Below are 20,688 nucleotides of genomic sequence, written 5' to 3'. Positions count from 1 at the left end.
GCACTAAACCATTGCACCATAGTTTCGGACGTGAACCTCGTAACTACAGCAATCGTCCCCATTGTTCTCATCCTTGGATTGGGCACCCTACTTCGGCGCCGTTACTTGAAAGAACCAGGTTTTTGGCGGGGGTTGGAATGGATGTGTTACCGAATATTTACGCCGGCACTTTTCATCACATCCATCGCAGGCACGGATCTGGCCGCCGTTCCGATCGGGCCGTTGCTGCTCAGCCTCGCCGCGCCGATCCTCCTTGTCTCCGGCCTCGTCCTCTCCCTTCGGCGCCCTCTGCGGGTAAACGGACCTCAACTCACCTCGCTGGTGCAGGGCGCAGTCCGCATAAACACCTACATCGGCCTGATATTTGCACACGCGCTGCACGGGAGTGAAGGAGTAGCCACGTTTGCTTTGGCCAGCGCCGTAGTGGTGCCTCTGGTCAACATCATCTGCGTAAGCGTCCTTGCAGCGTACGGAGAGAACGAGACGAAGGGCCCGAAAGACCCCATCTGGCGTGAACTGATGAAAAATCCCCTGATACAGGCCTGCGCCCTGGGGCTGATCGTGAATCTTCTCGCCGTTCCCTTACCTGCCTTCGTTGCCTCAACGCTCACCATGTTTGCCGGCCCGGCACTGGCTTGTGGAACACTGACTGCTGGCGCCGCGCTGCACCTGAGATTCCATAAACGGGACATCCTGGACATCGGCGTGGCGACCACCCTCAAACTCATCATCCTTCCCGTCGCTGCAGCCTCCCTGGCGATCCCGCTGGGTGCGACCGGCGCAACCCTAACCAGCATCGTGTTGATCTGCGCTGTCCCCACCGCCCCATCGGCCTACGTGCTGGCGTCAAAAATGGGTGGAGACACCAGACTCATGGCTTCCATTACCGGAACACAAACCATCCTCGCTATGGCCACACTGCCCCTGACGCTCAAGATCCTGGACGTTTTCGTTGGCAACGCTTGAAGAAAGCACCGGTCCCATCCGGTCTCAGGAGCGACTTCCCCGGCCCGGGTCAGTGGCCGCGTCAACGCCTGAATGGATTTCATTGTCGCCTGCAAGGTCTTCGCCTGGGGCTGAGAAGGCACTATCGCTGCCGTCGCTGAACAACACGTCGAAAGAGACGTCATCGCCGGCGTGTACCGAGGTTTTAGGCCCGCTCCCATATTTTTCCGTACTCCTCGTTCGGTAACTGGCCCCGCCGAAAAAGAGATGCGCACGCTATCGGCCTTCAAAGTGGCGGAACCAGGTCAATGCAACAGCTACTATCTCTACTACATGTAGAGTTAACCGCATTCCCCCATTGAAGGAGTCCCATGCGACCCAACGTCCGCCGCTTCGCAACCAGCATCGGAACTGCCGCCGCGCTCCTGCTCCTGAGCGCCGGATGTGCCGTGAGCAACGCTCCGGCTCCGGCAGAATCCACCGGCGGCTCGAAGGCGGGCGGTTACCCGGCGACGCTGGAGAACTGCGATCGTGAGATCGTTGTGGATTCCAAGCCCGAGCGGGTCGTAAGCCTGTGGCAGTCGAACACGGAGGCACTTCTGGCTCTCGGTCTGCGCGATCGAATCCTTGCGGTGCAGGAATCTTACGCGCCGTACCCCGCATCGGTGGCCGAGGCGGCGGTGGGGCTGAGGTCCATCGGAAGTCAGATGGGATTCCCGTCGAAGGAAGTGCTCCTCAGCGAACAGCCAGACTTTGTAACTGGTCAGGTACTCGACGGGTACGCGTTTGACGCTTCGCAAGGGTATGCCTCGGTCGAGCAGCTTGAACAGACCGGCGCGACGGTCTACGGAGCGAATCTCTGCGCTTCAACAGATGCCCAGAGCACTGAAAAGTGGAACATCGATTCCGTCACTCAGACCCTCCGCGACTATGGAACCATCTTCGATGTCCCGGCGAAGGCCGAGGAAGTCATCGCAGGCCTTGACGCCGAGAGGGAAAAAGTCGTTTCCGCAGTCGAGGGTGAGACGACGGTGAAAACGGCCTACTTCAACGGCGGAACAGGCCCCGTTATTGTCCTCGCGGGTGGAATCTACGACGACCTGATCACCACGGCGGGCGGCGAAAACGTCTTTCCTTCGGACTCCATCTACGTCAGTAAGGAGGAATTCGCTGCATCGGGTGCCGACGTTGTACTGGTAGGGACGTTCCCAGGGCAGGATTTCGCGGCGCAGAAGGCGTTTCTCGAGGAGAACTTCGCCGATCTTCCGGCTGTTAGGAACGGCCGGATCCACGAGGTGCCAACGCAGGAGACCGACTCTTCAATCTCGGTCATGGTGGGGCTGACAAAGATCGCCAACGCACTTCACCCTGGCCTGGATCTTCCGGTTCCCACCTCATGACCGACGCGCCCGCTCCGGCGCGCCCTAATTTCAGGGCTCCTCGGAGTCCGTACGCGGCGATCAGTCTTCTTCTTCTCGCTTGCGTTGCAGCATTGGTGCTCTCGGTGGCTGTCGGGAGCGTCGGGATCTCACCGGGCAGGGTCCTGGAAGTGATCGGCGGACGGCTGCTGCCGTGGGGCGACGGTCGAGTCACGGGTCTTGATGACCAGATCGTGTGGGAATTCCGCCTGCCCCGTGCGCTGCTCGGCTTCGTTGTGGGAGCCGCACTCGCCGTGTCAGGGACAGTGCTTCAGGCCGTTGTGCGCAATCCTCTGGCTGACCCGTTCGTGTTCGGGGTCTCCTCCGGTGCGTCCGTTGCAGCCGTCGCCGTTCTCACTCTCACGACAGGGGTGTTTGCGACGGTCTCGACCCCGGTCGCAGCCTTTGGCGGGGCTCTGATCACCACGGTTCTGGTCTTCGTGCTCGCGCAGCAAAGCGGGCGGGTCACACCCAACAGGCTGGTCCTGGCAGGGGTCGCAATGTCCTACCTACTCAGCTCCATCACGAGCTATCTTGTCCTGCGGTCCAGCGGCACCAACCAAGGTATCGGGCAGGTGCTGTCCTGGCTTGCAGGCAGTCTCGCGGCGGCGACCTGGAGCGACCTGGGAGCGCCCGCTCTTGTTTTGATTGTGGTGACAACGCTGCTTGTCCTACTCGCTCCTTTCCTCAACGCCTTCCTGACAGGAGACGAGACGGCAGCGAGCCTGGGAGTCGATGTTGGCCGGGTCCGTCTGGGCTTATTTGTCCTCACCTCGCTGCTTGTCGGAGTCGTCGTTGCCGTGTCCGGCGCCATCGGATTCGTCGGGCTCGTCGTGCCTCACGCTGTGCGTATGCTGATCGGCTCCAACCACCGCTGGGTCCTTCCCGCCTCGGCACTGGCAGGGGGGCTGCTCCTGGTGATCGTGGACATTGGTGCGAGGCTGCTCTTGGCACCCACCGAAGTGCCGGTAGGTCTGCTCACCGCCGTCGTCGGGGCCCCATTCTTCCTCTGGCTGCTCCGACGAGCAGATCGGAGAGAACGATGAGGACGAAGCAAGCCTCATTACGCATTGAGGGTGTCAGCGTCGACATAGCGGGCCGGCGCATCATCGACCAAGCCGCAATGCACGCGCACGCAAACGTCGTCGGCCTTATCGGCCCGAACGGCAGCGGGAAATCGACGCTCCTGCGCACGATCTACCGGATGCTGCGCCCATCGGAGGGGCAGGTACTCACCGCAGACCGCGATGTGTGGTCCATGGCGGCGCGGGACGCTGCGCGCATCACCGCCGCGGTAGTGCAGGACAGCCCAGCCGATCTTGAGCTCAGTGTCGCCGACTGCGTCGCGACCGGTCGGCTCCCCCACGGAAGAATCCTCAGCTCCAACCGCACCGAAGATCGCCAGGCTGTGGAACACGCCATGTCAATCGCTGGCATCACGCAATTCGCTGACCGGGATGTCAGTTCCCTCTCCGGCGGTGAACTCCAGCGCGTGCAGCTCGCCCGGGCCTTGGCCCAGGAACCCCAAATACTGGTTCTCGACGAGCCGACCAATCACCTCGATATCCGATACCAACTCGAACTCCTCTCCCTCATCCGCGAGCTCAAGATCACCACACTCGTAACCCTGCACGACTTGAACCTCGCGGCGTCCTACTGCGATGAGATCGTCATGCTTGAGCGCGGGCGCGTCGTCTCCTCCGGCACTCCGGACGAGGTCTTGACCCCGCAGATGCTGCACCAGGTGTTCGGCGTACGCGCCGACACACTCATCAACCCACTCACCGGCCGCCTGCACCTCGTCTACGCCGACAGATAACCCGCGCAGCAGCCGGCGCCAACCCAATGCCCACAACAAGTCCGCACCTCCCGCAAAAGGAAGAAACAACGCCCATGAATAACTCCGACCTCACCGCTACCCTTCCGGGCCATTCATCCGGACAGAACCCGTCAGCGAGTACTTTGTTCTCCGTGACCGGCGATGACCCCGCCAAACGGGACGCGATCAATCGTTCCATCTCCGCCCACGAAGCCCTCGCCGCGCTACCCGGTGTTCGTTTCGCGATCGATAAAACTGTCCTGATCGTTCTGCATCCTGGCTTCGAGCTGCTTGATGTCGCTGGCCCCTTTCACTTCCTCGCGGCGACAGGTGCGACAGTGGAATTCGTGTCCACCGGCCCCAGCGATGAGCCGGTACCCAGCGGCAATGGCGTCACGCTCATGCCTACATCGACTATCAGTGACACCTTCACCGCACCTGAGGTACTGCTGGTCCCCGGCGGTGACACCGGAATCCTGCTTCGCGACAACCAGGCCATGACAGAGCTGAAACGTTTGGGCAAAGAAGCCACCTACGTAACCAGCGTATGCTCCGGCTCGATCGCACTCGCTGCCGCAGGATTGCTGCACGGGCACCGCGCGACCTCGCACTGGTCCGTCCGGCATCTGCTCACCGGCTACGGGGCGATTGAAGTCAACGAACGCATCGTCGAGGACGGCAACCGGCTGACCGCCGCCGGCGTCACAGCAGGAATGGATCTGGGCATCAGGCTCGTCTCATACCTCTGCGGGGAGGACCTGGCACGCTTCGCCGTACTGGGCGCCGAATACGCCCCCAAACCTCCCTACGACACAGGCACCCCCGAGAAGGCCGGCGCAGCACTTACGAACCTTTCCCGCAATTTCCTTGCACCCCTGGAAGAGGAATTGCGCGCTCCCGTAAACTGATCAGCCAACAGGGCCCATCCCGCTCCACTAACTCTCAGGCCAATCTACGCGCCGACTTGCTGGCCCTCGACGGATAACTGGCCCAAAGAATTTAGGCGCAAGGCCACTGTAAGAAGTGCACCAACGGCATGCGAAAGAACCAGGCGACGGCTTGCGCTTACGCGTCGCCGGCAGGCCAAATCCGCCAAAACAAGCCCGAACGGTCACTTCATCCCGGCAGGCAATGCCCGAACGTTGGGGAACCAACCCGCTGGAGCCTTGTTTGGTTCGAGGTGTTCGGGGTCGCGGTGTTTTTGCATGTCGCATTTATAGAAGGGGCCCCGAGGATCCATGAGTACTGCCATGTGGTGGTCTGCGTGGTCTTTGAACCAGACGCTGATGCCGGTGGCTCCGTCAAGTCTGAGGTGTTCCCAGGCTCGCCACAGCGCCTCTACGCGGGAGACTGCTTCCGGGTGGAAATACCATTCGATGCACCATTTGAAGGAGCGGCCGTCGACGTCGCGGACATAGGTGGGCAGCAGCTGTTCGAGAAGGAATTCCTCGGCTGATCCGTAGACCAGTTCAGGAGGCTTTTCCTCACCCTGCTTTTCTGCCGGGGCAGCAACATCAGGGGCTGCTGTGGGGGCGTCATTGAAGAGCCCAATGTCATTAGTCATGTCGCCACTTCCCTACTTTGAGACCCAGGGGTTGAGCGCCGGCTCATTGTGGACGGCTACAGCTGGTTTCTCGGGACGGGGGCTGTATTTCTTGATGGATGCTTCCACAACTTCTTTGTGGTTGCCGGTGTACCAGGGCATGGTGCGGACGAGGGTGGCGGGTGCGCCGGAGGCGAGGACGACGGCGCGGCCGCGGTCCAGCTCGGCGAGGTTGGAGACGTCGAAGATCCGTTCCTTGCCTTCCTGGCGTGAGCGGGAGGACCCGGATTTCCCGGAGGAGACGGAGACGTTGGTGTAGCTGTAGTCCCCGACAAGGTCCGAGAGTGCGCGGAGGAAGCCTTCTTCGGCGACTCCCCCGCCGTAGACCTTCACGTTCGCAGCTGACCAGATTTTCCGCATGTTCGCCTCGCCCCAGAGTTCGACGCCCTGGGACCAGGACTGCAGGATGCCCATGACGATCAGGCCCTTGGAACCGTAGTGGCTGAACTGGTCCGGCAGGCCTGCCCAGCGGACGACGTTTGCCAACTCATCGAGGGCGAACAGAGCGGGTTTGGGGAGCCGCCCGCCGCTGCGTTCGGCGCGTTCCTCCATGGCCTCGGCGATGGCCACGGTCAGGGCGGTGGTCAGTGGTGCTGCGGAGCCGGCCCCTTCCTTGGAGAGGACGTAGATCGTCTCCTGGGAGGGGGCGAACTCGTGCGGGTTGAACTGCCGGCGGGCATCGGTGGCCACCGTTGTTCCACCGGTGGGGGCGACCCAGCGGAGCGTGTTCCGGGATTTCAGGCACTGGATCATCTTCTCGGCCGTGCCGAAGATCCCGTCCCGCTGCTTATCAGCCAGCTTCAGCGTTGACTCGAGGCCTTTGTACTGCAGCTCGTAGTCGTGTTCGCGGAGGATTTCGATGGGTTGTTGGCTGACCTGTTCCGTCACCCACAGATACACCTGGGTGATGGGCAGCTCCCCGAGCGCGGCAGCGAGGAAGTAGGAGGAGAGAATGTCCTCGGCTTTCGGGTCGAAGTACGCATCCGGTTTGGAGCCGGGGACCCTGGATCCGGTGGAGAAGTGTTGGGTGAGTTTGTAGGCTTTCTCTTCGTCGGTGACGTAGGAGAGCGGGTTCCACCACCAGTGGGGTTCTTCCTGGGCGATCTTCTGCGGATCGAACACCCACACCGGGGCAATGGTTTCCCGGACGCCGCGGGTGCCGTCAACGACGTCGCGTTTGTTCGAGGTCGAGACGACCGCACCTGGTGCGTCCAGGATCGCCGGCATCACTCTCGAGGTGGACTTACCCGTCCTGGGTCCCCAGATGTCGAGAGACAGGTCCTCCCAGGACTGAATGAACTTCTGCCCCGTGGCCACGACACGGCCCACGACAATGCCAGGTGTGCCGGTGACGCCGAGGCGGTCAGCGGTGGCCTGGGCACCCTTTTCCGAGAACGCGGTGAGGGCTTTGCCCTTCCCGAGGTAGCGGGCTGCTTTGTCGACCCGGGCGCGTTTGGACGCACCTTTCCGCCAGGCCAGCAGCACCACGACAGCCAGGGCGAGGGCCAGCCCGGCTATGACGGCCGCGACGATGGTGGCCTGGACAGGCCAGGTGATCTTGCCCTTGATGAGACCGGCGACCAGGTCCACCGGGTGCGAAGGCGGCGCAGCTGCACCCGCCAACCAGGCACCAAGGTGAAGGGAGGCGTAGGTCCCGCCGCCGAACACGACGATCGCGCCGACGGCCAGCCAGACGAGGATCGCGTCTCCGGCGCCCATCCCTTTGCGGTTCGGTGCACTCATTTCTTGCCACCTTTAGCCTTGCGGCTTTTCGTGCGAAGGCTTCCCTGCCCGAGAGTGGTTTTCCTGTTTTGTACTTCTTCTTGCAGCTTGAGGATCTCCAGTTCCAGGTCGGCAATCCCATTGGCGGTTTTGGCGTCGATCTTCCAGATTGGTTCGAGCGAGAGCAGTGTGATGGATATCAGTACCCAGCCGATTGCTGTGCTCCACAGTGGCACCCAACCGATGCCGGTGAGCCATGACGCCGGGAAATTGAAGGCCAGCGCTGAACCTGCGACTCCGAGCAGTGAAATACCGTTCCTGGTCAGGGTGATGGTGGGGTTGTCATGCTTCGTTGCGAGGAAGACTGCAACGGACACGATGGCTGAAAGAATCCCGAAAATACCCCAGCCGATGAACCAGCCGGAGTGTCCCCCGGAATTTTTCGGATCCCCGATGATGTTGACGAGAATGCTCAGTGCAACGGCGGCGGAGAACAGCGTCAGGATACTGAAGCGATAAAACCACCTGGACGGGTTCGGGGCTCTCATGATGTGCCTTCCTGGGTGGGTACCGCCGGGGCAAGAGGGTCGAGAACGGGTTCGGGTGTCTGGTGCCATTTGCCGTCGGTGTCGTTGACACCGTCCGGTCCCTTTTCCAGGGAGGTCAGTCCGACCTGGACGGGGATCCCGGGGCGGCCGCCGACTTTGATGAGGAACTTCCCCCGGCCCGGGGGTTCGACGTCCACGCCGCGGGAGTCCCACGCGGGCGGGTCCTGCCAGGAGATGAGCTTTTGCTGTTCCTGCCGGGAGAGCGGGATGGCCGAGGTCAGCAGCGGCATTTCCGAGGCCGGCAGGCCGCCGCAGATGACCATGCCGGAGCGTTCAACGAAGCCGCGGGCTTTCATCCGGTCCTCTTCGGCCGGAAGGGCGAGCAGGTCGGACATGGTGTGGGAGATCATGATCTGCCCAACACCAACGGAACGGTTGAGCCGGGTCAGTGCGTCCACCCGGTCCACCATGCCTTTACCGGCCCGCAGTGCCCGCCAGAGTTCGTCCAGGACGACGAAGTAGTTCCGGCGCGGTTCCAGGTTCGCGTCGGCGAGGGCGTTGGCGACGTTGACGGTACCGAAGCCGTAGGACCAGCACGCGAGGAGCACCGCGGCCTGCAGGTCCGTTTCGGTCTCATCAATGTTCGAGACGTCAAAGACGACGGCCCGGTCCCGTTTCATGGGTTCGGTGGTGTGGCGGGAGAAGATTTCCCCGAGCTTCCCACCCCCGGTGAGTCCCAGGAGGGTTGCTTCGAGGGCCCGGGTTTCCTGCTGGTAGATGCTGATGTCTCCGCGGTCGAGGGCCACCTGGCGGAGTTCGTCCGGGGCCGAGACGATCACGTCCAGGAGGTCTTTGAGGACGGGCACACCTGTGAAGCGGTCATCGAGGACGCGCAGGGCCCGGTCCAGGATGGTTTGTTCCTGGTCTGTGGGCGGATTGTTCCGGCTGATCGTGATCAGGGAGACGACCATGGTCAGGCGCCGGCCGTGCGCGTCGGCCCGGACCCGGGCAGCGTCTTCGTGGTGACCGCTCTCTTCGAGAAGTTGGGCGGCTTCGACGGCCTGGCCGGGATCAAGGATGTTCAGGTATCCGACGCCGCGGCCGAGGCGGATGACCTGCCCGCCGAGGGCGCGGACGGCTTTGACGTGTTCGCCTTTCAAATCCCCCAGGATCAGGGGGTGCACGCCCTGGCCGGAGAGACCGATGAACATGCGCCTGACCACAGTCGATTTTCCGAGACCGGGTTTGCCGAGGATGAACGCTGACGGGTTCGAAATCAGGCGGGCGCGCTGGAACCAGCTGATCGGGTCACAGCAGACGGTGGCCTGGGTTTCCTCATGCCTGCCCAACGGCACACCAATCATGGGCGAGGAGGCCCCGGCGGAGAACGGCCACAGCCCGCAGACCTGGACCGTGGTTCCCCGGTATTCCTTCACCGAGGGCACGAGCGCTGCCATCCCACCGCCCCGGCCGGTCCACCCACGGGAACCGGGACCGGTGACCTTGGCCGGCTTCGCCGCATCCGTCCGGACCTGTGACTTCGACCCGGTGGCCGGTGCAGTGAGGGTTTTCTTGGTGGTGCGGGGGAAGAGCTTCATGCGGGCCATTTAGAGGGCGTCCTTAATCTCGGTGGGCACCATCGAGTGTTTGGGCAACACCAAACCCAGGGGCAGGGACGCGGCGAACGCGGTGTCCTGGGACCCGTAGGCGCGGCGGAGCAGAACCCGGGCGGTCCCGGAGGTCTGTTCCACAGCCGCCACAGCATCATCAAGGCGTGCACGGTCGGTGACGGTGGCGGTAACGACCATGCCGAAGTTCACCAGCCCGGCGCCTTTGGCTTCTTCCTGCGCTGTCTGGACCGCGGAGCGGGCATCGACCAGGGCACGTGCGGAGGGCCGGGTTCCGGAGGTGATGCGGACGTTCGCGTTGTTCTGGTCCCGTTCAACCACAGCTGCGGCCCGGGCCGAGTCCATCGGACGGTACAGCAGGGAGATGCGTTTACGGTCAATGTCTCCGTGCGGGGCGAGGAGCCGGGACAGGACTGAGGAGTTCACTGATCCCCGCGGGGCGCCGGTCATCGTCCATGACGCGGAGAACGCGGAATCGTGTCGGTATTCGTCCCAGCTGGCCTGGGTCGCGGTGGGGCCGACTTCGCCCCAGGTCAGGGACACCGGGGACCCGGCCGCATGGGCCTCATCAATGATCAGGGCAGCCGGCGGGTCATAGGCGACGCGGACGACTTCGCAGAGTTCCTGGGCCGGCATGGGCCGGGCAATCCCGGCACCGGTAGCCTGCAGCCGGGCCGACAGGCCCGGAATACGCGAGGCCAGATCCCGGGCAACTTCCTCGGGGGTCCGTTTCTTCGCGCCCGAGCGGATCGCGGAACTGAACGTCAAAGACACCCAAGCCCTAACCGTCGCGGAACCTTCCGGATAGGTGGTGACGACTTCGGCCAACATCTCCTTGGCGAAATCCGGGGCGTCGGGGTCGATGTTCATCAGCACTTCGTTCCGGAGCCGGTACCCCGAATCCGGGGCAGTCTCGACGGTCACCGCAGCAGCATCGAGGCCTGCTTCATCAGCGAGGCCGGCGAGCCAGCCGCCCCAGTTCGCCACCCACGCATCCACCTGTTCAGGATCGACCAGAGAAGCCCCGTCGGGTTCGGTGGAGAAGATCACCGTGAAGTGGCTGGTGGACGGGACGTGAAGCATCGCAAAGGGCCGTTTGTAGGAGTCGGTGAACTCATACAGGGTGGACTTCGCTGCCAGGCCCGGGAGCTGGTACATGCCCCACTCGGTCACACCGAGCGGCCCGGACCGGTACAGGTTCGTGCCCGCGGACTTCGACACTCGGAACGCCAGGCGGGTTCCGGCCCGGTCCACGATGGACTGGCCGTGCTTGTCCTTGACCGTCAGCAACAACGCCGCGCCGGCGGCGACAGCCAGGACACCCAGGCCGGGGAACAGGCCCCAGATCGCGAAGCTGATGATGCCCAGCAGCAACCCGACCATGACAATGCCGGTGCCGATCGCGCCGAGGTTCCCCAACCCGGCCGAACGCGGCACACGCCAGTTCCCGTAGGACGGTTCTTTGTAATCGGTGCTAATTGCTGCCACTGGGGCCCTCCGTTGGTTCTGATTGGCCGGTTGAATCCTGCGCGGTCTTTTCTATTGCCTGTGTTGTCTTTGACGCCACCCGGACACCCGTGGAGACGGCCATTCCTGCCGGGCCGCCAGCAGCCCCGGCAGCCGCGCCCGAACCGGACGCTGCCCCTGCAGCTGCGGGGGCGCCTGCCCCGGCGCCGGCCATTCCTGCCTTGCCGGCTGTCGTCATTCCCGCTGCACCGCCCGGGCCTGTAGCGCCGGGAACTGGTGCCCCTCCCCCGCCGCGTGGGCCGGTCGAGCCGGAGCTTCCCTTCGGGGAACCACCGCCGGGTCCGGCCGATGTGGAGGTGTTGGACGTGTTGGTGGAGCTTGCCGGGGTTGGGGACGCGTTACCGCGGCCGCTGCCGCCGCGTCCCATGGACACAGCACCGGTGGCCATGGCTCCGACAGCTGCCCCGGCCCCTGCTCCACCGCCGGAAGCGACAGCGCCGACCATGGGGGTCACGAACCGCATCAGCGCCGGTAACGCGAAGAGCGCCACGATCATGAGGGTGAACCCGGTGATCGAGCCGATGAGTGCGTCCTTGCCTTGGGTGTTGCCCATCAGCAGGAACGCCACCGAATACACGATCGCGGCCGCGGGCTTGTAGAGGATGAAGGCGATGGTCCAGCCGACCGCTTTCTGGAACCACTGCCGGCCCATCTCCGTGTTCGTGAACGCCGCCGTCGTGGGAAGGATCCCGGCAAGGATCACGAGCATGCCGCTGCGGACCACCATCAACACGATCTGCACCAACGAGGCGATCAAACCAACCAGGCCCAGGACGATGAGGACGAAAACGCCGATCCCGGTCTGGTTCGTCATGACCAGAACGTTCATTGCCTCGGCGAAGCCTTTGCCGTCGGTTGAGCGGTTGATGATCGCCGCCGAGAACGCATCCGCAGCGATCACGAGGATGGAGATCACCCCCAACCCGATCCCTGACACCAGGGTCAGTGTCATCAAAGACCGCAGCAAGTCCTTCAGCGGCGCTCCGCGCTGCTCCCAGATCATCCTGATCCCGCCGACAATGACCGCCAACACAGCCAGCGCCAAAGTCCACGGCACCAGCTCACTGTTCACCATCGAAACGACCGGACTCGCCGTCGTCCCGTCCGCACTGGCAAGGTTCACCGTCGGCATATCGACCCAGAACGTCGAGAGAGTCGTCACCATCTGACTCATACCCTCGAGGATGGCTTTCGCCATGTTTCCCATGGCATCGTCGGCTAAACCGGACAGCCAGCCGCCTGCTTGGCACGAGACGTCAATAAGTCCGCATTCCTTGTCGGCCACTTTAGGCTCCGGACCAAGGTATGAAGCCGCTCAGGTCACTGATCTGCACGATGTCATTGATCAGCTCACCTGAATCTGCGATCTCAGCTTTCCAGTCGCCGTCACTCCATTTCAGTGGAAGGACTGCGTGTCCGTAGAGGCCTTTGTTGGTCTGAAAGGCCAGGTCCACGTTTGCGGATGTTGGTGAGTAGTTCTTGATGATGAAGCCGCGGAACTGCACCGTGGTGGCGGAGGGTGCTTCGGTCGCCGGCCTGGAGCGTGAGTCTTCCATTGCGGCGTCCCTGCCTGGCCCAGGCAGGAGCATTTTGTCCGTGAGTTTGATGTTCACGGCACGGTCGGCAGATGATCCCATTGCGATCAAATTGGCGGCCGCGTAAAGGGCACCTGTTGGAGTCTGCGCGAAGCAGGACCGGAATCCGTCGTCATCAGTCCGTCCCGGGCCGTGTACTTCTGGGTCTGTGGGGGTAGCCATTTTCCCGACAAGGTCCCAGTTGGTTTTGGGTGCGGATCCGAGGGCTTTATCCGTGGACGTTGGGAGTCCGCAGATGCTTTTGCCTGTGGCGGCCGCGGTGCTTGTGGCAACCGCGGTCGAGGTGCTGGAGGGCGCTGGTTGTGGTGTTCCTTCTTCGCTGCCGTCGGGGATGACGAGGAAGATGACGATGGTTGCGGCGATGAGGGCGACCACCAGTGCTGCCGCGATGATGTACCCCGGTTTGGTGAAGGGGTTGGTCTCGTTGGTGCTCTCTGTTGATTGGCTCATGGCTGAACCTTCCCGTTTGTGGTGTGGTTTAGACGAAGGCGCGGACGATGCCGGCGGCGCCGGTGATGATGATGCAGCCGAGCAGGACCCAGCCGAGTTTGCCGATGGCTTGGGCGCCTTCGCCGCGCTGGAGCTGGATGACCATGCCGATGCCGACGATGATGATGCCCAGCACGCCCAGGACCAGGCCGATACCGGAGGCCCAGTTCAGGACGGTGAGCAGGCCGCGTGCTTCGGGGGGAACGACGGGGGTCGGGTTGGGGATCACGGACGTGGCGATGGTTACGAAGTTGTTCATGGTGAGAGACCTTTCAGTGGGTGGTGCCGGGTGTGGTGGCCAAGGCGGCCAGATCGGTGATGAAGCGTTGGTATTCACGGGCTGCCGGCGGTGTGACCGTAGCGGCGTGCCGCCAGGACTCGACCCAGGGCAGGGTCCAGAGCCGGGGTGCCCCGCCGCCGATGATCGCCGCGAAGTCCCGTAAGGGTTTGGGGGTTTTGCCCGGGGCGTCGGCCAGGACGGCGAGGCCGAGCAGCTCCACGTCCGGGGCGGCTCCGGAGGCCCATTGGGTGAGGGCTGCCTGGGCGGAGGTCAGCCCGCGCATGTCTGCCCGGCAGACCAGCAGCACCTTCGGTGCCGGGCCGGTACCGGTGAGGGGCCAGTGATGGCCGGTGGCCCGGGCTCCGTCGAGCAGGTCAGCGAGCCGGGTTTCCCCGGCCCCGCCGTGGGTCCCGAGGACCCACAGCGCTGCGGTGCCGGTCATGGTGGCCTGGCCCAGGCGGTCAGCGGTATCGGGTTCAACCATGCCCCGGAGCGGGGCACTGATCACCGGAGCCGGCGGCGCATCCACGATTAGCGTGTCCTCAGTGGGTTCGGTCCCGGTGGCGGGTTTGGTGATCCAGGGGTTCAGGGACAGTGACATCGTGTTTTCCTCCTTTCAGAACGTGAGTTGAGTGGGGTTAGAAGCCGTTGGCGACCGCGGCTGCGGCTGCCAGCCAGGCCCGTTGGGTTGCGGGCTGGAGGGCTTCATAGCGGATGGGTCCGTTGACCAGGGCGGGGTCGTAGGGGATCCGGACGACGGCCCGGACGAAGGGTTCGAAGCCGTCGGCGATTCTTTGGGCTTCGGCTTTGGCGCGTTTGAGGGCGTCGCCGCTCATGCTGCGTTTGGCGTCGGTGGATTCGGAGACGATCACCACGGCGTTGCGGGCCAGTTCGGCGTCGTGGCCACCACGGGATTCGAGGGTCTGCAGGGTCAGCCGTGCAGCTTCGGCGCGGTCCTCGATCGCGGTGACGGGGACGACGAGCTGGTTGGTGTGGTCGATCATCCGGCGCCAGTTCGCTGCCCGGGCGGTGTTACCGGAGTCCATGACCACGAGCCGGTAGTAGCGGGTGAGGACCTGGTGGGCGATGTCCACTTCCTCAGCGGTGACTTCATGGTCGCCTTCTTCGTTCTCATCCGAACGCAGCACATCGAATTTGTCGGCGGTTTGGTGGTGTACGAACTTGGCGATTTCGGCCGCGTTCGTGGACGGGGAAAGCAGCTCGGTGGAGGAATCGATCAGGTCCAGGACACTGCGGTCATGGGCACCTTTCTCGGTCCGCCAGCCCAGGGTTCCCTGGGACTCGTTGTTATCCCAGGCGACGGTGGCCGCGCCGCTGTAGCGGGCAAGGATCGCCGAGAGCATCACCACGGTCGGGGTCTTATTCGCCCCGCCCTTGCGGTTAACCACCGCGATGGTTCGCGGGCCGGGCCAGTGCTGGCTGACCGTGCGGATATCTTCACGTTCGGCGAGTTCTTCCGGGGAAGGATCCATCCGGAAGCCCAACCGGGTCAGGGAACCGCGCCAGCCCTGCGTGGCCGGTTCCAGGACCGGGGCGCTGACCAGGAACGAGGTGTCCTTCAAACTCCGCCGCGTCGCCGGAGCCTCCGCCGCTGCCGGGGCGGCATCGACAGTGGCGGCCGCCGGCACCTGAACTGCTGCCGGACGCGGGCTCACCGGTTTCCTGACGGTCGGCTGTTCCGGTGCCCGGACGGGGGCGGGCGCGGCGGTGGGGACTGTCCTGATCACAGCCGGCGCTGCCGTTTCCGGGGTGGTGGGTGCTTCTGCCCTGCGGCGGGTGGGTTTGGTGTCGTAGGAGACGGACTCGACCCGGCTGTCCGGGTGAACGATGAGTTCCCCCTGGCCTTCGGGGTCTTCGATACTGACCCGCACGGCCCGCTGGAGTGTCTTTGCTTCCGTGAGGACCAGGGCGAGGGCGTTATCGCGCAGCTCCTGCAGGGACGTTCCTTCCGGGACGACGCGGGAGTTCCCGGCGACGATCACCTCGGCTGTGCCGTTGGCGCTGATGATGGCCTTGATGTTGGGGAAGGCCAGAACCTCTGGTGTGGTGCTCATGGAACCTCATCCTTAGTGTCTGTGTTTCTGTGGGGTGGGTGGAGAAGAAGTGCAGGGGCCTGGTCAGGCGCTGGGTGGGGTGAGTCGGTTGACCTTCCAGGGGGCGTCCTGGCCGGTGCGGAGCAGCTGGAGGGTGTAGGTCCCGGCGTTCGTGGGGACCTTGGCGATAACGCCGTAGCCGTTGGCTTCATCGACGCTCAAGGTGGCTTTCCCGGTGACGGCGCTGGCCGGGATGTTCGCAGGATCCACGGCCGAGTAGTCGGCTGTGGCCTGGGCGGTGAGCCAGCGGGCAAGGTCATTGGCCCACTGCTTTTCCTCCATGCCCGGGCGGGCGAAGTCCGCCATGGCCTTACCGGCCACCTCCACGGCGGCGTCCTTGCTCTCTGCGTCCCAGCTCAGGCCGATCGTTGCCGGCACGGTCCCGCCGGGGGCCTGCGGGCCACTGCTGACACTCAGTGACACCGGGGCCGACGGGGTTGCCGTGGTGGGTTCCGGGGTCGCTGGGGTGGTGTTTGCGGCCGGGGCGCACCCGGCACACAGCAGGGCTGTGATGATCAGGGCCAGGGGCTTTTTCACTTCTTCTCCTCTTGGGTCGGCAGATACAGGAAAGCTGACGGGACACCGTTGGACACGGTGCGGGTGTAGTAGTTGTGGTCATCCGGGGGCGGGTTGCCGTTGTAGCCCTCTTCGAGATAAGTCCCGTCGTCCTTGACTTCCTTGACCACCGCGACGTGCCCGAACGTCGGGTCCGCTCCCCCGGCCCCGGGCGCGTACCAAACAACGGCACCCACCCGGGGCGTTCCCCCAGTGGGCCAGCCCTTGGCGTCCCAGCCGGCCTTCCACGTCAGGGCCGAGCCCAGGCCTTGCCCGTCAGGGCGGAAGTTGCCGTTGAGGTACTTGAACGGTTCAGCGGTGGAACCCATCTGCTGGTTGACCCGCCATAGGGCGAAGTCCACGCATTCGCGGTAAAACATTCCCATCGGGGAAGTTGCGGCCGCCCCGGCGCCTGCCTGCAGCCAGGTCGGTGAGTCCTTGTAGGGGTAGTCGTCCCCGGCCCCGGACTGCCCAGGAATGGCGCAGTCGCTGCCGGACAGGTCAAACTTCTCATTCGAAAGTCCCTGGACGAGCTTGATGGCCTCGGGCCAGTACTTGGCGTAGTGATACGGGTCCGCGTTCCGCTGGACCCTGTTACCGGCAATCGTCGGCTCGAGCAGTTCCCAGCCCTCGACCTTCTGCAGGGCCTTGATGAAGTTCGTGGCACTGATGGCCGGGTCCATGCGGTCCGCGTAGGAACCCCACGCACCGTTATCGCGCTGCTGGAACAACCCCCGCGAATCCGGGCCCGGACCGTCACCGTAGTCCAGGACCCGCAGACCGGATTCCCCCAGGGAGACCATCACGCTGATCATCTGACCCTTCACCGAAAGATCCAGGGCCTTCCCGGCACCCATGATCGCGGCAGCATTCTGCAGCTGCTCAGTGCTGTATCCCTCGACTTTGGTATCGGGGCTAATTGCCACAGAGATGGCAGGGCCGCAATCCGCCGCAGCAGTCTTAGCCGGCGCCAGTAGAAGAAGCATCGAAAAAATCAGGCCGAAAAACAATGCCGGTACAGCGACCATCGCGCCAACAGCCAAGCTCTTATTCGGCTTCATCGGGACCTGGTCTTCAGATAGCGGCGATACCAGGAATCCCTGAGCCACAACGGGCCAGCAGCCTGCACACGAAGCGCTAAGCCGGGGTTACGAACACGGACCGCGATCCCAGAGCGATGGTCGTGGAAGCACGACCCTGTTGGGTGGCCGGTCACCAGGCACGCGACGTTCGGGCTGTCGAGGACTAGCACTGGCCAAGTTGTTGCAAACGGCAAAACTGTCATCCTGTCCCCCTCAGACACGAACTTCTACCTCCAGACGGCCACATACCGTTCGCGGTAAGGACCAACCCGCTATCTTGCACACTTCTCTGTTAATGCGCTTGTCACATCACCGAATCGAGCTGCATCGATTCCTTCTTCCACTGTAATGCATTTAATGCATTACAGTGGAAGAAGGAAAGCGGTAAGACAAAATAGGAGGATGCCGCGCTATGTCAGTCCCTCATCGCCCATGCCGCAAGACATTGCAGTCATGACGGAAATTTTGGGCATCCCTGCATTGAGAGTCGCGATATTGCGGTATCTCACTCAACACCCACAAGGCGCGACATCTGGTGAGATGGCGACAGCGATCGGCACCCGCTATCAAACAGTTCAGCGACACCTGGACCAGCTTGAAGAGCTAGGAGCCGTAGTGGCTAGCATCCAGCCGCCGCGGCAAGGGCACCATGTACTGTTCGCGCTGAAACCGGGGATGCTGAAAGACGCTGTTGAAAAAAACTCCGCTTATATACAGGGGCGCGACACGCCCTAGCGGCTCCCACTTAATTGAACCTGTTTCAGGTTCTATGGTGAGTGTCTACAAGTTGAGGGAGTGAAACGACATGCCGCAGCCGTTCAAGGGCGATCGCAGAAACATCACCGTTCGCTTGCCCGTAGCCGACGCCGAGAAGCTGAAGGCCTTCACAGATATGACGGGCAGGAGCAAGAACGATCTTGTTGCTGCCCTCGTCGGCAACTACTTAAAGACCATTGACTTAAGCCATACCGACGGCCAGGAGGCTCTGCCTATCGCTTTGGCCAGTTAAAAGTTGAAGGCCCGCACTAGGCGGGCCTTCGTCTAAGAATACGTTCAGATCTCGTTCTTGGCGGGACACGATCTGAACTTTTATCAACACCCACCCAGTGGGTGGATTTTGTTGTACCTCCCGAGGAAGGAATAGCTCTATCGTACCGCACGCAGATTCCGCGTCAACGGACGCGCCCGTGAGTGTCGGCACTTTGCCGGATCCGGCGGCCGCGTGGGTGCTGGCGCCTCTGATCGCAGGACAACCTACCTACCGGATGGGTCGGTGGATCGGGCAGCGTTTCCAATACCCCCGCCCCACCACTGCCCCGAAGATCACCAGGACGGTCCCGGATCGGCCGGCTGCGGTGATGCTCCACGGCACTGACGGGTCCGTAGCCACGCTCTGCCTGGACCTGGATACCTCCAAAGCCCTCAAAGGTGTGGTGGATTCGGACGCGGCCCTGCTTAGGACGCTTCTGGGCGACGCCGGGGTGGTCTTCGTGGAGGACTTCTCCCCCAGCGGTGGCCGGCACTTGTATGTGCCGTTGCAGGAACGCCTCAGCCACTCCGAGGCCCGCGAGCTTGTTGAAGCCCTGGGCCGGGTCGCGACGAGCCTTGACCCGAGTCCGCACCAGAACCTCACTGACGGGTGTATCCGTGTTCCAGGATCCGCGCATAAGTCCGGTGGCCACCAAACCCTGATCACTCCCCTGTCCCAGGCTTATGACGTGTTGCGCCGCCGCAACACTCCCGCCACCGTCGCCGCCTTGCGTGTTGTGTTGGCCCCAGAGCTGCGCCGCAACAGGATTGAGAAGGACCGCCAGGCCAAGGCTGCAGCGTCCCCGCGGCCACAGCTGACACGCATGCCGCTGCCCGGGGCCGGCAGCGAGTCCCCGCTGCGTCGCACAGCACGTACAGGGCTCTACGACACCGCACGCTACGCCAGTGCTTCAGAGGCCCGCATGGCGGTCCTGAATCACCTGGCCGCCTGCGGGTGGACCCTTGCCCAGGTCACCGGGGAGCTCACTGGGCAGTTCCCCGGCCTCGCCGCACTGTACGGGAGCAAACAGGGCCGCCTGCTGCCCAAGGAATGGGCCAACGCCCAAGCCTTCACCAGCAGCACACCCGGCGAAAAACAAGCACCCGCACAAGGGCGGGGAAAAGATGCCTTTATTAACGACACAAGCCTCACTCAACCCACAGGGGGGGCAATCAAGCCCAGTCCAGCGTCAATCCACCAACTCGTGAACGATCTGGAAAATGTTCTTTACGCTGTTCTTGACCACCGGATCCAAACTCATGGCCGCGAAGGTCTCAGCCTGCGGCTGCTGCTCCGCGGCCTGCTGGGCTACATGCGAACCAACAACACCAACCTGGTCGACGTCGGATGCCGAACTCTCGCAGTTGCCCTGGGAAAACACCACGCCACTATCGCGAGGCTTCTCCCCCGCCTCGCGGCTGCATCAGATGGCATCCTGATCAAAGTTATGGATGCCAGGCACAAAGCTGCCGATGTCTACCTGATTGAGCTTCCGGAGCAGTATCAGCAGCTTGCGCGGGAATTGACCTGGCGAAAAGGGAAAATCCACGCCATACGCCCGGTGTTCCGCGCTCTAAGCGACCCCGCAGCACTGGTGTACGAAGCCATTGAACGAGGCCGGCACTCCCCTACCACCGCCGAAATCATCCGCACCACAGGGCTTAGCAGATCAGCAGTAGATATCGCACTGGCAAACATGGAAGCCCTAGCGATGATCTACCGGGTTAGTCGAGCTTGGAGCGTCACAGGGAGCACCAACCTGAGTGCCCTTGCGGTTCGTCTTGGTGTGATGGATGAGTACCAGGCCCACGTCGCACGCAACCGCCGGGAACGCGCCGCTTGGCACGCTTATCTCGATCGTTTTGCAAACTCCCGCGTACCTGAGTCAGACCTGTACGACGCCGAACGTGACGAGCACTGGGTCCCTCCTGATGAGTTGATCCAGTGGGCAGCATAGGGGAAGGGCGCGATCTCTGCGCCGGGTGGCCTATGTTCAAGGAACATCTGACGATGATGGGAGATATTTCTGTCATGACAGATTTAAATATTTAATACATCCATCAATCTTTCCTGATGTATTTAGAAGGGAACAAGAGGAAGGATGATCGGGGCGTTTGGTACTCGGCAAGCCGTCGCCCCAAACCTCCCGGGGCCCCATCTAGAGAAATCTCGCAGCCTGTAATCCCAAGCCAAGCTGTCCCGGCATCTCCCCCTATCTTGACCAATCCCACACGTTGCCTTGTCGGTGCCAGGCGTTCGGATCTGCGCAAAATACAGTGCTTCTGTCATTGGAATGAACCATATTAAATATTTCTATCTTGACAGATTTATTT

The 20,688-nt window shown here is 62.9% G+C and carries 21 protein-coding genes; 9 read left to right on the top strand and 12 right to left on the bottom strand.

Features of this window, described 5'->3' with window-relative positions; genetic code table 11:
* The first annotated feature begins 30 nt into the window (after positions 1–30).
* From ASF72_RS16900 to ASF72_RS16880, 5 genes are all read left to right on the top strand, one after another.
* Positions 31–966: an AEC family transporter gene (locus ASF72_RS16900; RefSeq protein WP_056600799.1), complete on the top strand. Its 936-nt coding sequence runs from the start codon at positions 31–33 to the stop codon at positions 964–966.
* 350 nt (positions 967–1,316) lie between these two features.
* Complete coding sequence (locus ASF72_RS16895) at positions 1,317–2,345, top strand: ABC transporter substrate-binding protein (protein ID WP_056600797.1); 1,029 nt, start codon at positions 1,317–1,319, stop codon at positions 2,343–2,345.
* The gene (locus ASF72_RS16890; RefSeq protein WP_056600794.1) at positions 2,342–3,409 is read left to right on the top strand and encodes a FecCD family ABC transporter permease; all 1,068 of its coding nucleotides are present in this window, start codon (positions 2,342–2,344) and stop codon (positions 3,407–3,409) included. Before ASF72_RS16895 ends, ASF72_RS16890 begins: the two co-directional genes overlap by 4 nt.
* Positions 3,406–4,182, top strand: coding sequence for an ABC transporter ATP-binding protein (locus tag ASF72_RS16885; protein WP_056600792.1), 777 nt, complete (start codon positions 3,406–3,408; stop codon positions 4,180–4,182). Before ASF72_RS16890 ends, ASF72_RS16885 begins: the two co-directional genes overlap by 4 nt.
* Before the next feature lie 74 nt (positions 4,183–4,256).
* Positions 4,257–5,090: a DJ-1/PfpI family protein gene (locus tag ASF72_RS16880; protein ID WP_162242815.1), complete on the top strand. Its 834-nt coding sequence runs from the start codon at positions 4,257–4,259 to the stop codon at positions 5,088–5,090.
* Between the two features lie 203 nt (positions 5,091–5,293).
* Here ASF72_RS16880 and ASF72_RS16875 read toward each other — a convergent pair whose 3' ends face one another.
* From ASF72_RS16875 to ASF72_RS16850, 6 genes are read right to left on the bottom strand one after another with little or no spacing between them, the layout of a single operon-like run.
* Positions 5,294–5,746: a DUF4913 domain-containing protein gene (locus ASF72_RS16875; RefSeq protein ID WP_056600789.1), complete on the bottom strand. Its 453-nt coding sequence runs from the start codon at positions 5,744–5,746 to the stop codon at positions 5,294–5,296.
* 12 nt (positions 5,747–5,758) lie between these two features.
* Complete coding sequence (locus ASF72_RS16870; RefSeq protein ID WP_056600786.1) at positions 5,759–7,528, bottom strand: type IV secretory system conjugative DNA transfer family protein; 1,770 nt, start codon at positions 7,526–7,528, stop codon at positions 5,759–5,761.
* Positions 7,525–8,055, bottom strand: coding sequence for a hypothetical protein (locus ASF72_RS16865; RefSeq protein WP_056600783.1), 531 nt, complete (start codon positions 8,053–8,055; stop codon positions 7,525–7,527). The genes ASF72_RS16870 and ASF72_RS16865 overlap by 4 nt, the downstream gene beginning before the upstream one ends.
* Complete coding sequence (locus ASF72_RS16860; RefSeq protein ID WP_056600781.1) at positions 8,052–9,662, bottom strand: helicase HerA domain-containing protein; 1,611 nt, start codon at positions 9,660–9,662, stop codon at positions 8,052–8,054. The genes ASF72_RS16865 and ASF72_RS16860 overlap by 4 nt, the downstream gene beginning before the upstream one ends.
* A complete protein-coding gene (locus ASF72_RS16855) occupies positions 9,663–11,171 on the bottom strand; it encodes an SCO6880 family protein (RefSeq protein WP_056600779.1) in 1,509 nt (502 codons plus the stop codon).
* Entirely contained in the window at positions 11,158–12,126 is a 969-nt protein-coding gene (locus ASF72_RS16850) for a hypothetical protein (protein WP_235504761.1), read from the bottom strand. The genes ASF72_RS16855 and ASF72_RS16850 overlap by 14 nt, the downstream gene beginning before the upstream one ends.
* Between ASF72_RS16850 and ASF72_RS21135 the strand changes: the two genes are divergently transcribed.
* Positions 12,116–12,379: a hypothetical protein gene (locus tag ASF72_RS21135; protein WP_235504760.1), complete on the top strand. Its 264-nt coding sequence runs from the start codon at positions 12,116–12,118 to the stop codon at positions 12,377–12,379. The two genes, ASF72_RS16850 and ASF72_RS21135, sit on opposite strands and share 11 nt — an antisense overlap.
* A 117-nt stretch (positions 12,380–12,496) precedes the next feature.
* Here ASF72_RS21135 and ASF72_RS16845 read toward each other — a convergent pair whose 3' ends face one another.
* The 6 genes from ASF72_RS16845 to ASF72_RS16820 form a co-directional block, all read right to left on the bottom strand.
* Positions 12,497–13,255 carry a hypothetical protein gene (locus tag ASF72_RS16845; RefSeq protein WP_056600775.1) on the bottom strand — a complete coding sequence of 253 codons (759 nt, stop codon included), beginning with the start codon at positions 13,253–13,255 and terminating at the stop codon, positions 12,497–12,499.
* Positions 13,256–13,283: 28 nt separating this feature from the next.
* Positions 13,284–13,553 (bottom strand): hypothetical protein, encoded by a 270-nt coding sequence (locus ASF72_RS16840; protein ID WP_056600773.1) that lies wholly within the window; start codon positions 13,551–13,553, stop codon positions 13,284–13,286.
* Between the two features lie 13 nt (positions 13,554–13,566).
* Positions 13,567–14,175, bottom strand: a complete 609-nt coding sequence (locus ASF72_RS16835; RefSeq protein WP_056600770.1) for a DUF6668 family protein — start codon at positions 14,173–14,175, stop codon at positions 13,567–13,569.
* A gap of 37 nt (positions 14,176–14,212) precedes the next feature.
* Complete coding sequence (locus ASF72_RS16830) at positions 14,213–15,649, bottom strand: chromosome partitioning protein ParA (protein ID WP_056600768.1); 1,437 nt, start codon at positions 15,647–15,649, stop codon at positions 14,213–14,215.
* A 63-nt stretch (positions 15,650–15,712) separates the two neighbouring features.
* Entirely contained in the window at positions 15,713–16,225 is a 513-nt protein-coding gene (locus ASF72_RS16825) for a hypothetical protein (protein WP_056600766.1), read from the bottom strand.
* Positions 16,222–17,304, bottom strand: coding sequence for a CHAP domain-containing protein (locus tag ASF72_RS16820; RefSeq protein ID WP_056600763.1), 1,083 nt, complete (start codon positions 17,302–17,304; stop codon positions 16,222–16,224). The genes ASF72_RS16825 and ASF72_RS16820 overlap by 4 nt, the downstream gene beginning before the upstream one ends.
* 423 nt (positions 17,305–17,727) lie before the next feature.
* Here ASF72_RS16820 and ASF72_RS16815 point away from each other — a divergent pair, with 423 nt between their 5' ends.
* From ASF72_RS16815 to ASF72_RS16805, 3 genes are all read left to right on the top strand, one after another.
* Complete coding sequence (locus ASF72_RS16815) at positions 17,728–18,060, top strand: winged helix-turn-helix domain-containing protein (protein WP_162242814.1); 333 nt, start codon at positions 17,728–17,730, stop codon at positions 18,058–18,060.
* 70 nt (positions 18,061–18,130) lie between these two features.
* Positions 18,131–18,334 carry a ribbon-helix-helix domain-containing protein gene (locus tag ASF72_RS16810; RefSeq protein ID WP_056600758.1) on the top strand — a complete coding sequence of 68 codons (204 nt, stop codon included), beginning with the start codon at positions 18,131–18,133 and terminating at the stop codon, positions 18,332–18,334.
* Between the two features lie 349 nt (positions 18,335–18,683).
* A complete protein-coding gene (locus tag ASF72_RS16805; RefSeq protein ID WP_157371046.1) occupies positions 18,684–20,312 on the top strand; it encodes a hypothetical protein in 1,629 nt (542 codons plus the stop codon).
* Positions 20,313–20,688 lie beyond the last annotated feature (376 nt).

Source organism: Arthrobacter sp. Leaf141, from assembly GCF_001424565.1.
GTDB lineage: Bacteria > Actinomycetota > Actinomycetes > Actinomycetales > Micrococcaceae > Arthrobacter.
Note: the sequence above shows the minus strand (reverse complement) of the source record. Positions and strands in the feature narration are given on the sequence as shown.

Excerpts from the sequence above, each read along its gene's own strand:
- ASF72_RS16840 (WP_056600773.1), bottom strand. The coding sequence starts at position 13,553 with ATGAACAACTTCGTAACCATCGCCACGTCCGTGATCCCCAACCCGACC.
- ASF72_RS16885 (WP_056600792.1), top strand. The coding sequence starts at position 3,406 with ATGAGGACGAAGCAAGCCTCATTACGCATTGAGGGTGTCAGCGTCGAC.
- ASF72_RS16860 (WP_056600781.1), bottom strand. The coding sequence starts at position 9,662 with ATGGCCCGCATGAAGCTCTTCCCCCGCACCACCAAGAAAACCCTCACT.
- ASF72_RS16865 (WP_056600783.1), bottom strand. The coding sequence starts at position 8,055 with ATGAGAGCCCCGAACCCGTCCAGGTGGTTTTATCGCTTCAGTATCCTG.
- ASF72_RS16870 (WP_056600786.1), bottom strand. The coding sequence starts at position 7,528 with ATGAGTGCACCGAACCGCAAAGGGATGGGCGCCGGAGACGCGATCCTC.
- ASF72_RS16805 (WP_157371046.1), top strand. The coding sequence starts at position 18,684 with ATGCTCCACGGCACTGACGGGTCCGTAGCCACGCTCTGCCTGGACCTG.
- ASF72_RS16815 (WP_162242814.1), top strand. The coding sequence starts at position 17,728 with ATGCCGCGCTATGTCAGTCCCTCATCGCCCATGCCGCAAGACATTGCA.
- ASF72_RS16845 (WP_056600775.1), bottom strand. The coding sequence starts at position 13,255 with ATGAGCCAATCAACAGAGAGCACCAACGAGACCAACCCCTTCACCAAA.
- ASF72_RS16830 (WP_056600768.1), bottom strand. The coding sequence starts at position 15,649 with ATGAGCACCACACCAGAGGTTCTGGCCTTCCCCAACATCAAGGCCATC.
- ASF72_RS16810 (WP_056600758.1), top strand. The coding sequence starts at position 18,131 with ATGCCGCAGCCGTTCAAGGGCGATCGCAGAAACATCACCGTTCGCTTG.
- ASF72_RS21135 (WP_235504760.1), top strand. The coding sequence starts at position 12,116 with ATGGAGATCACCCCCAACCCGATCCCTGACACCAGGGTCAGTGTCATC.
- ASF72_RS16820 (WP_056600763.1), bottom strand. The coding sequence starts at position 17,304 with ATGAAGCCGAATAAGAGCTTGGCTGTTGGCGCGATGGTCGCTGTACCG.
- ASF72_RS16880 (WP_162242815.1), top strand. The coding sequence starts at position 4,257 with ATGAATAACTCCGACCTCACCGCTACCCTTCCGGGCCATTCATCCGGA.
- ASF72_RS16875 (WP_056600789.1), bottom strand. The coding sequence starts at position 5,746 with ATGACTAATGACATTGGGCTCTTCAATGACGCCCCCACAGCAGCCCCT.
- ASF72_RS16890 (WP_056600794.1), top strand. The coding sequence starts at position 2,342 with ATGACCGACGCGCCCGCTCCGGCGCGCCCTAATTTCAGGGCTCCTCGG.
- ASF72_RS16835 (WP_056600770.1), bottom strand. The coding sequence starts at position 14,175 with ATGTCACTGTCCCTGAACCCCTGGATCACCAAACCCGCCACCGGGACC.
- ASF72_RS16895 (WP_056600797.1), top strand. The coding sequence starts at position 1,317 with ATGCGACCCAACGTCCGCCGCTTCGCAACCAGCATCGGAACTGCCGCC.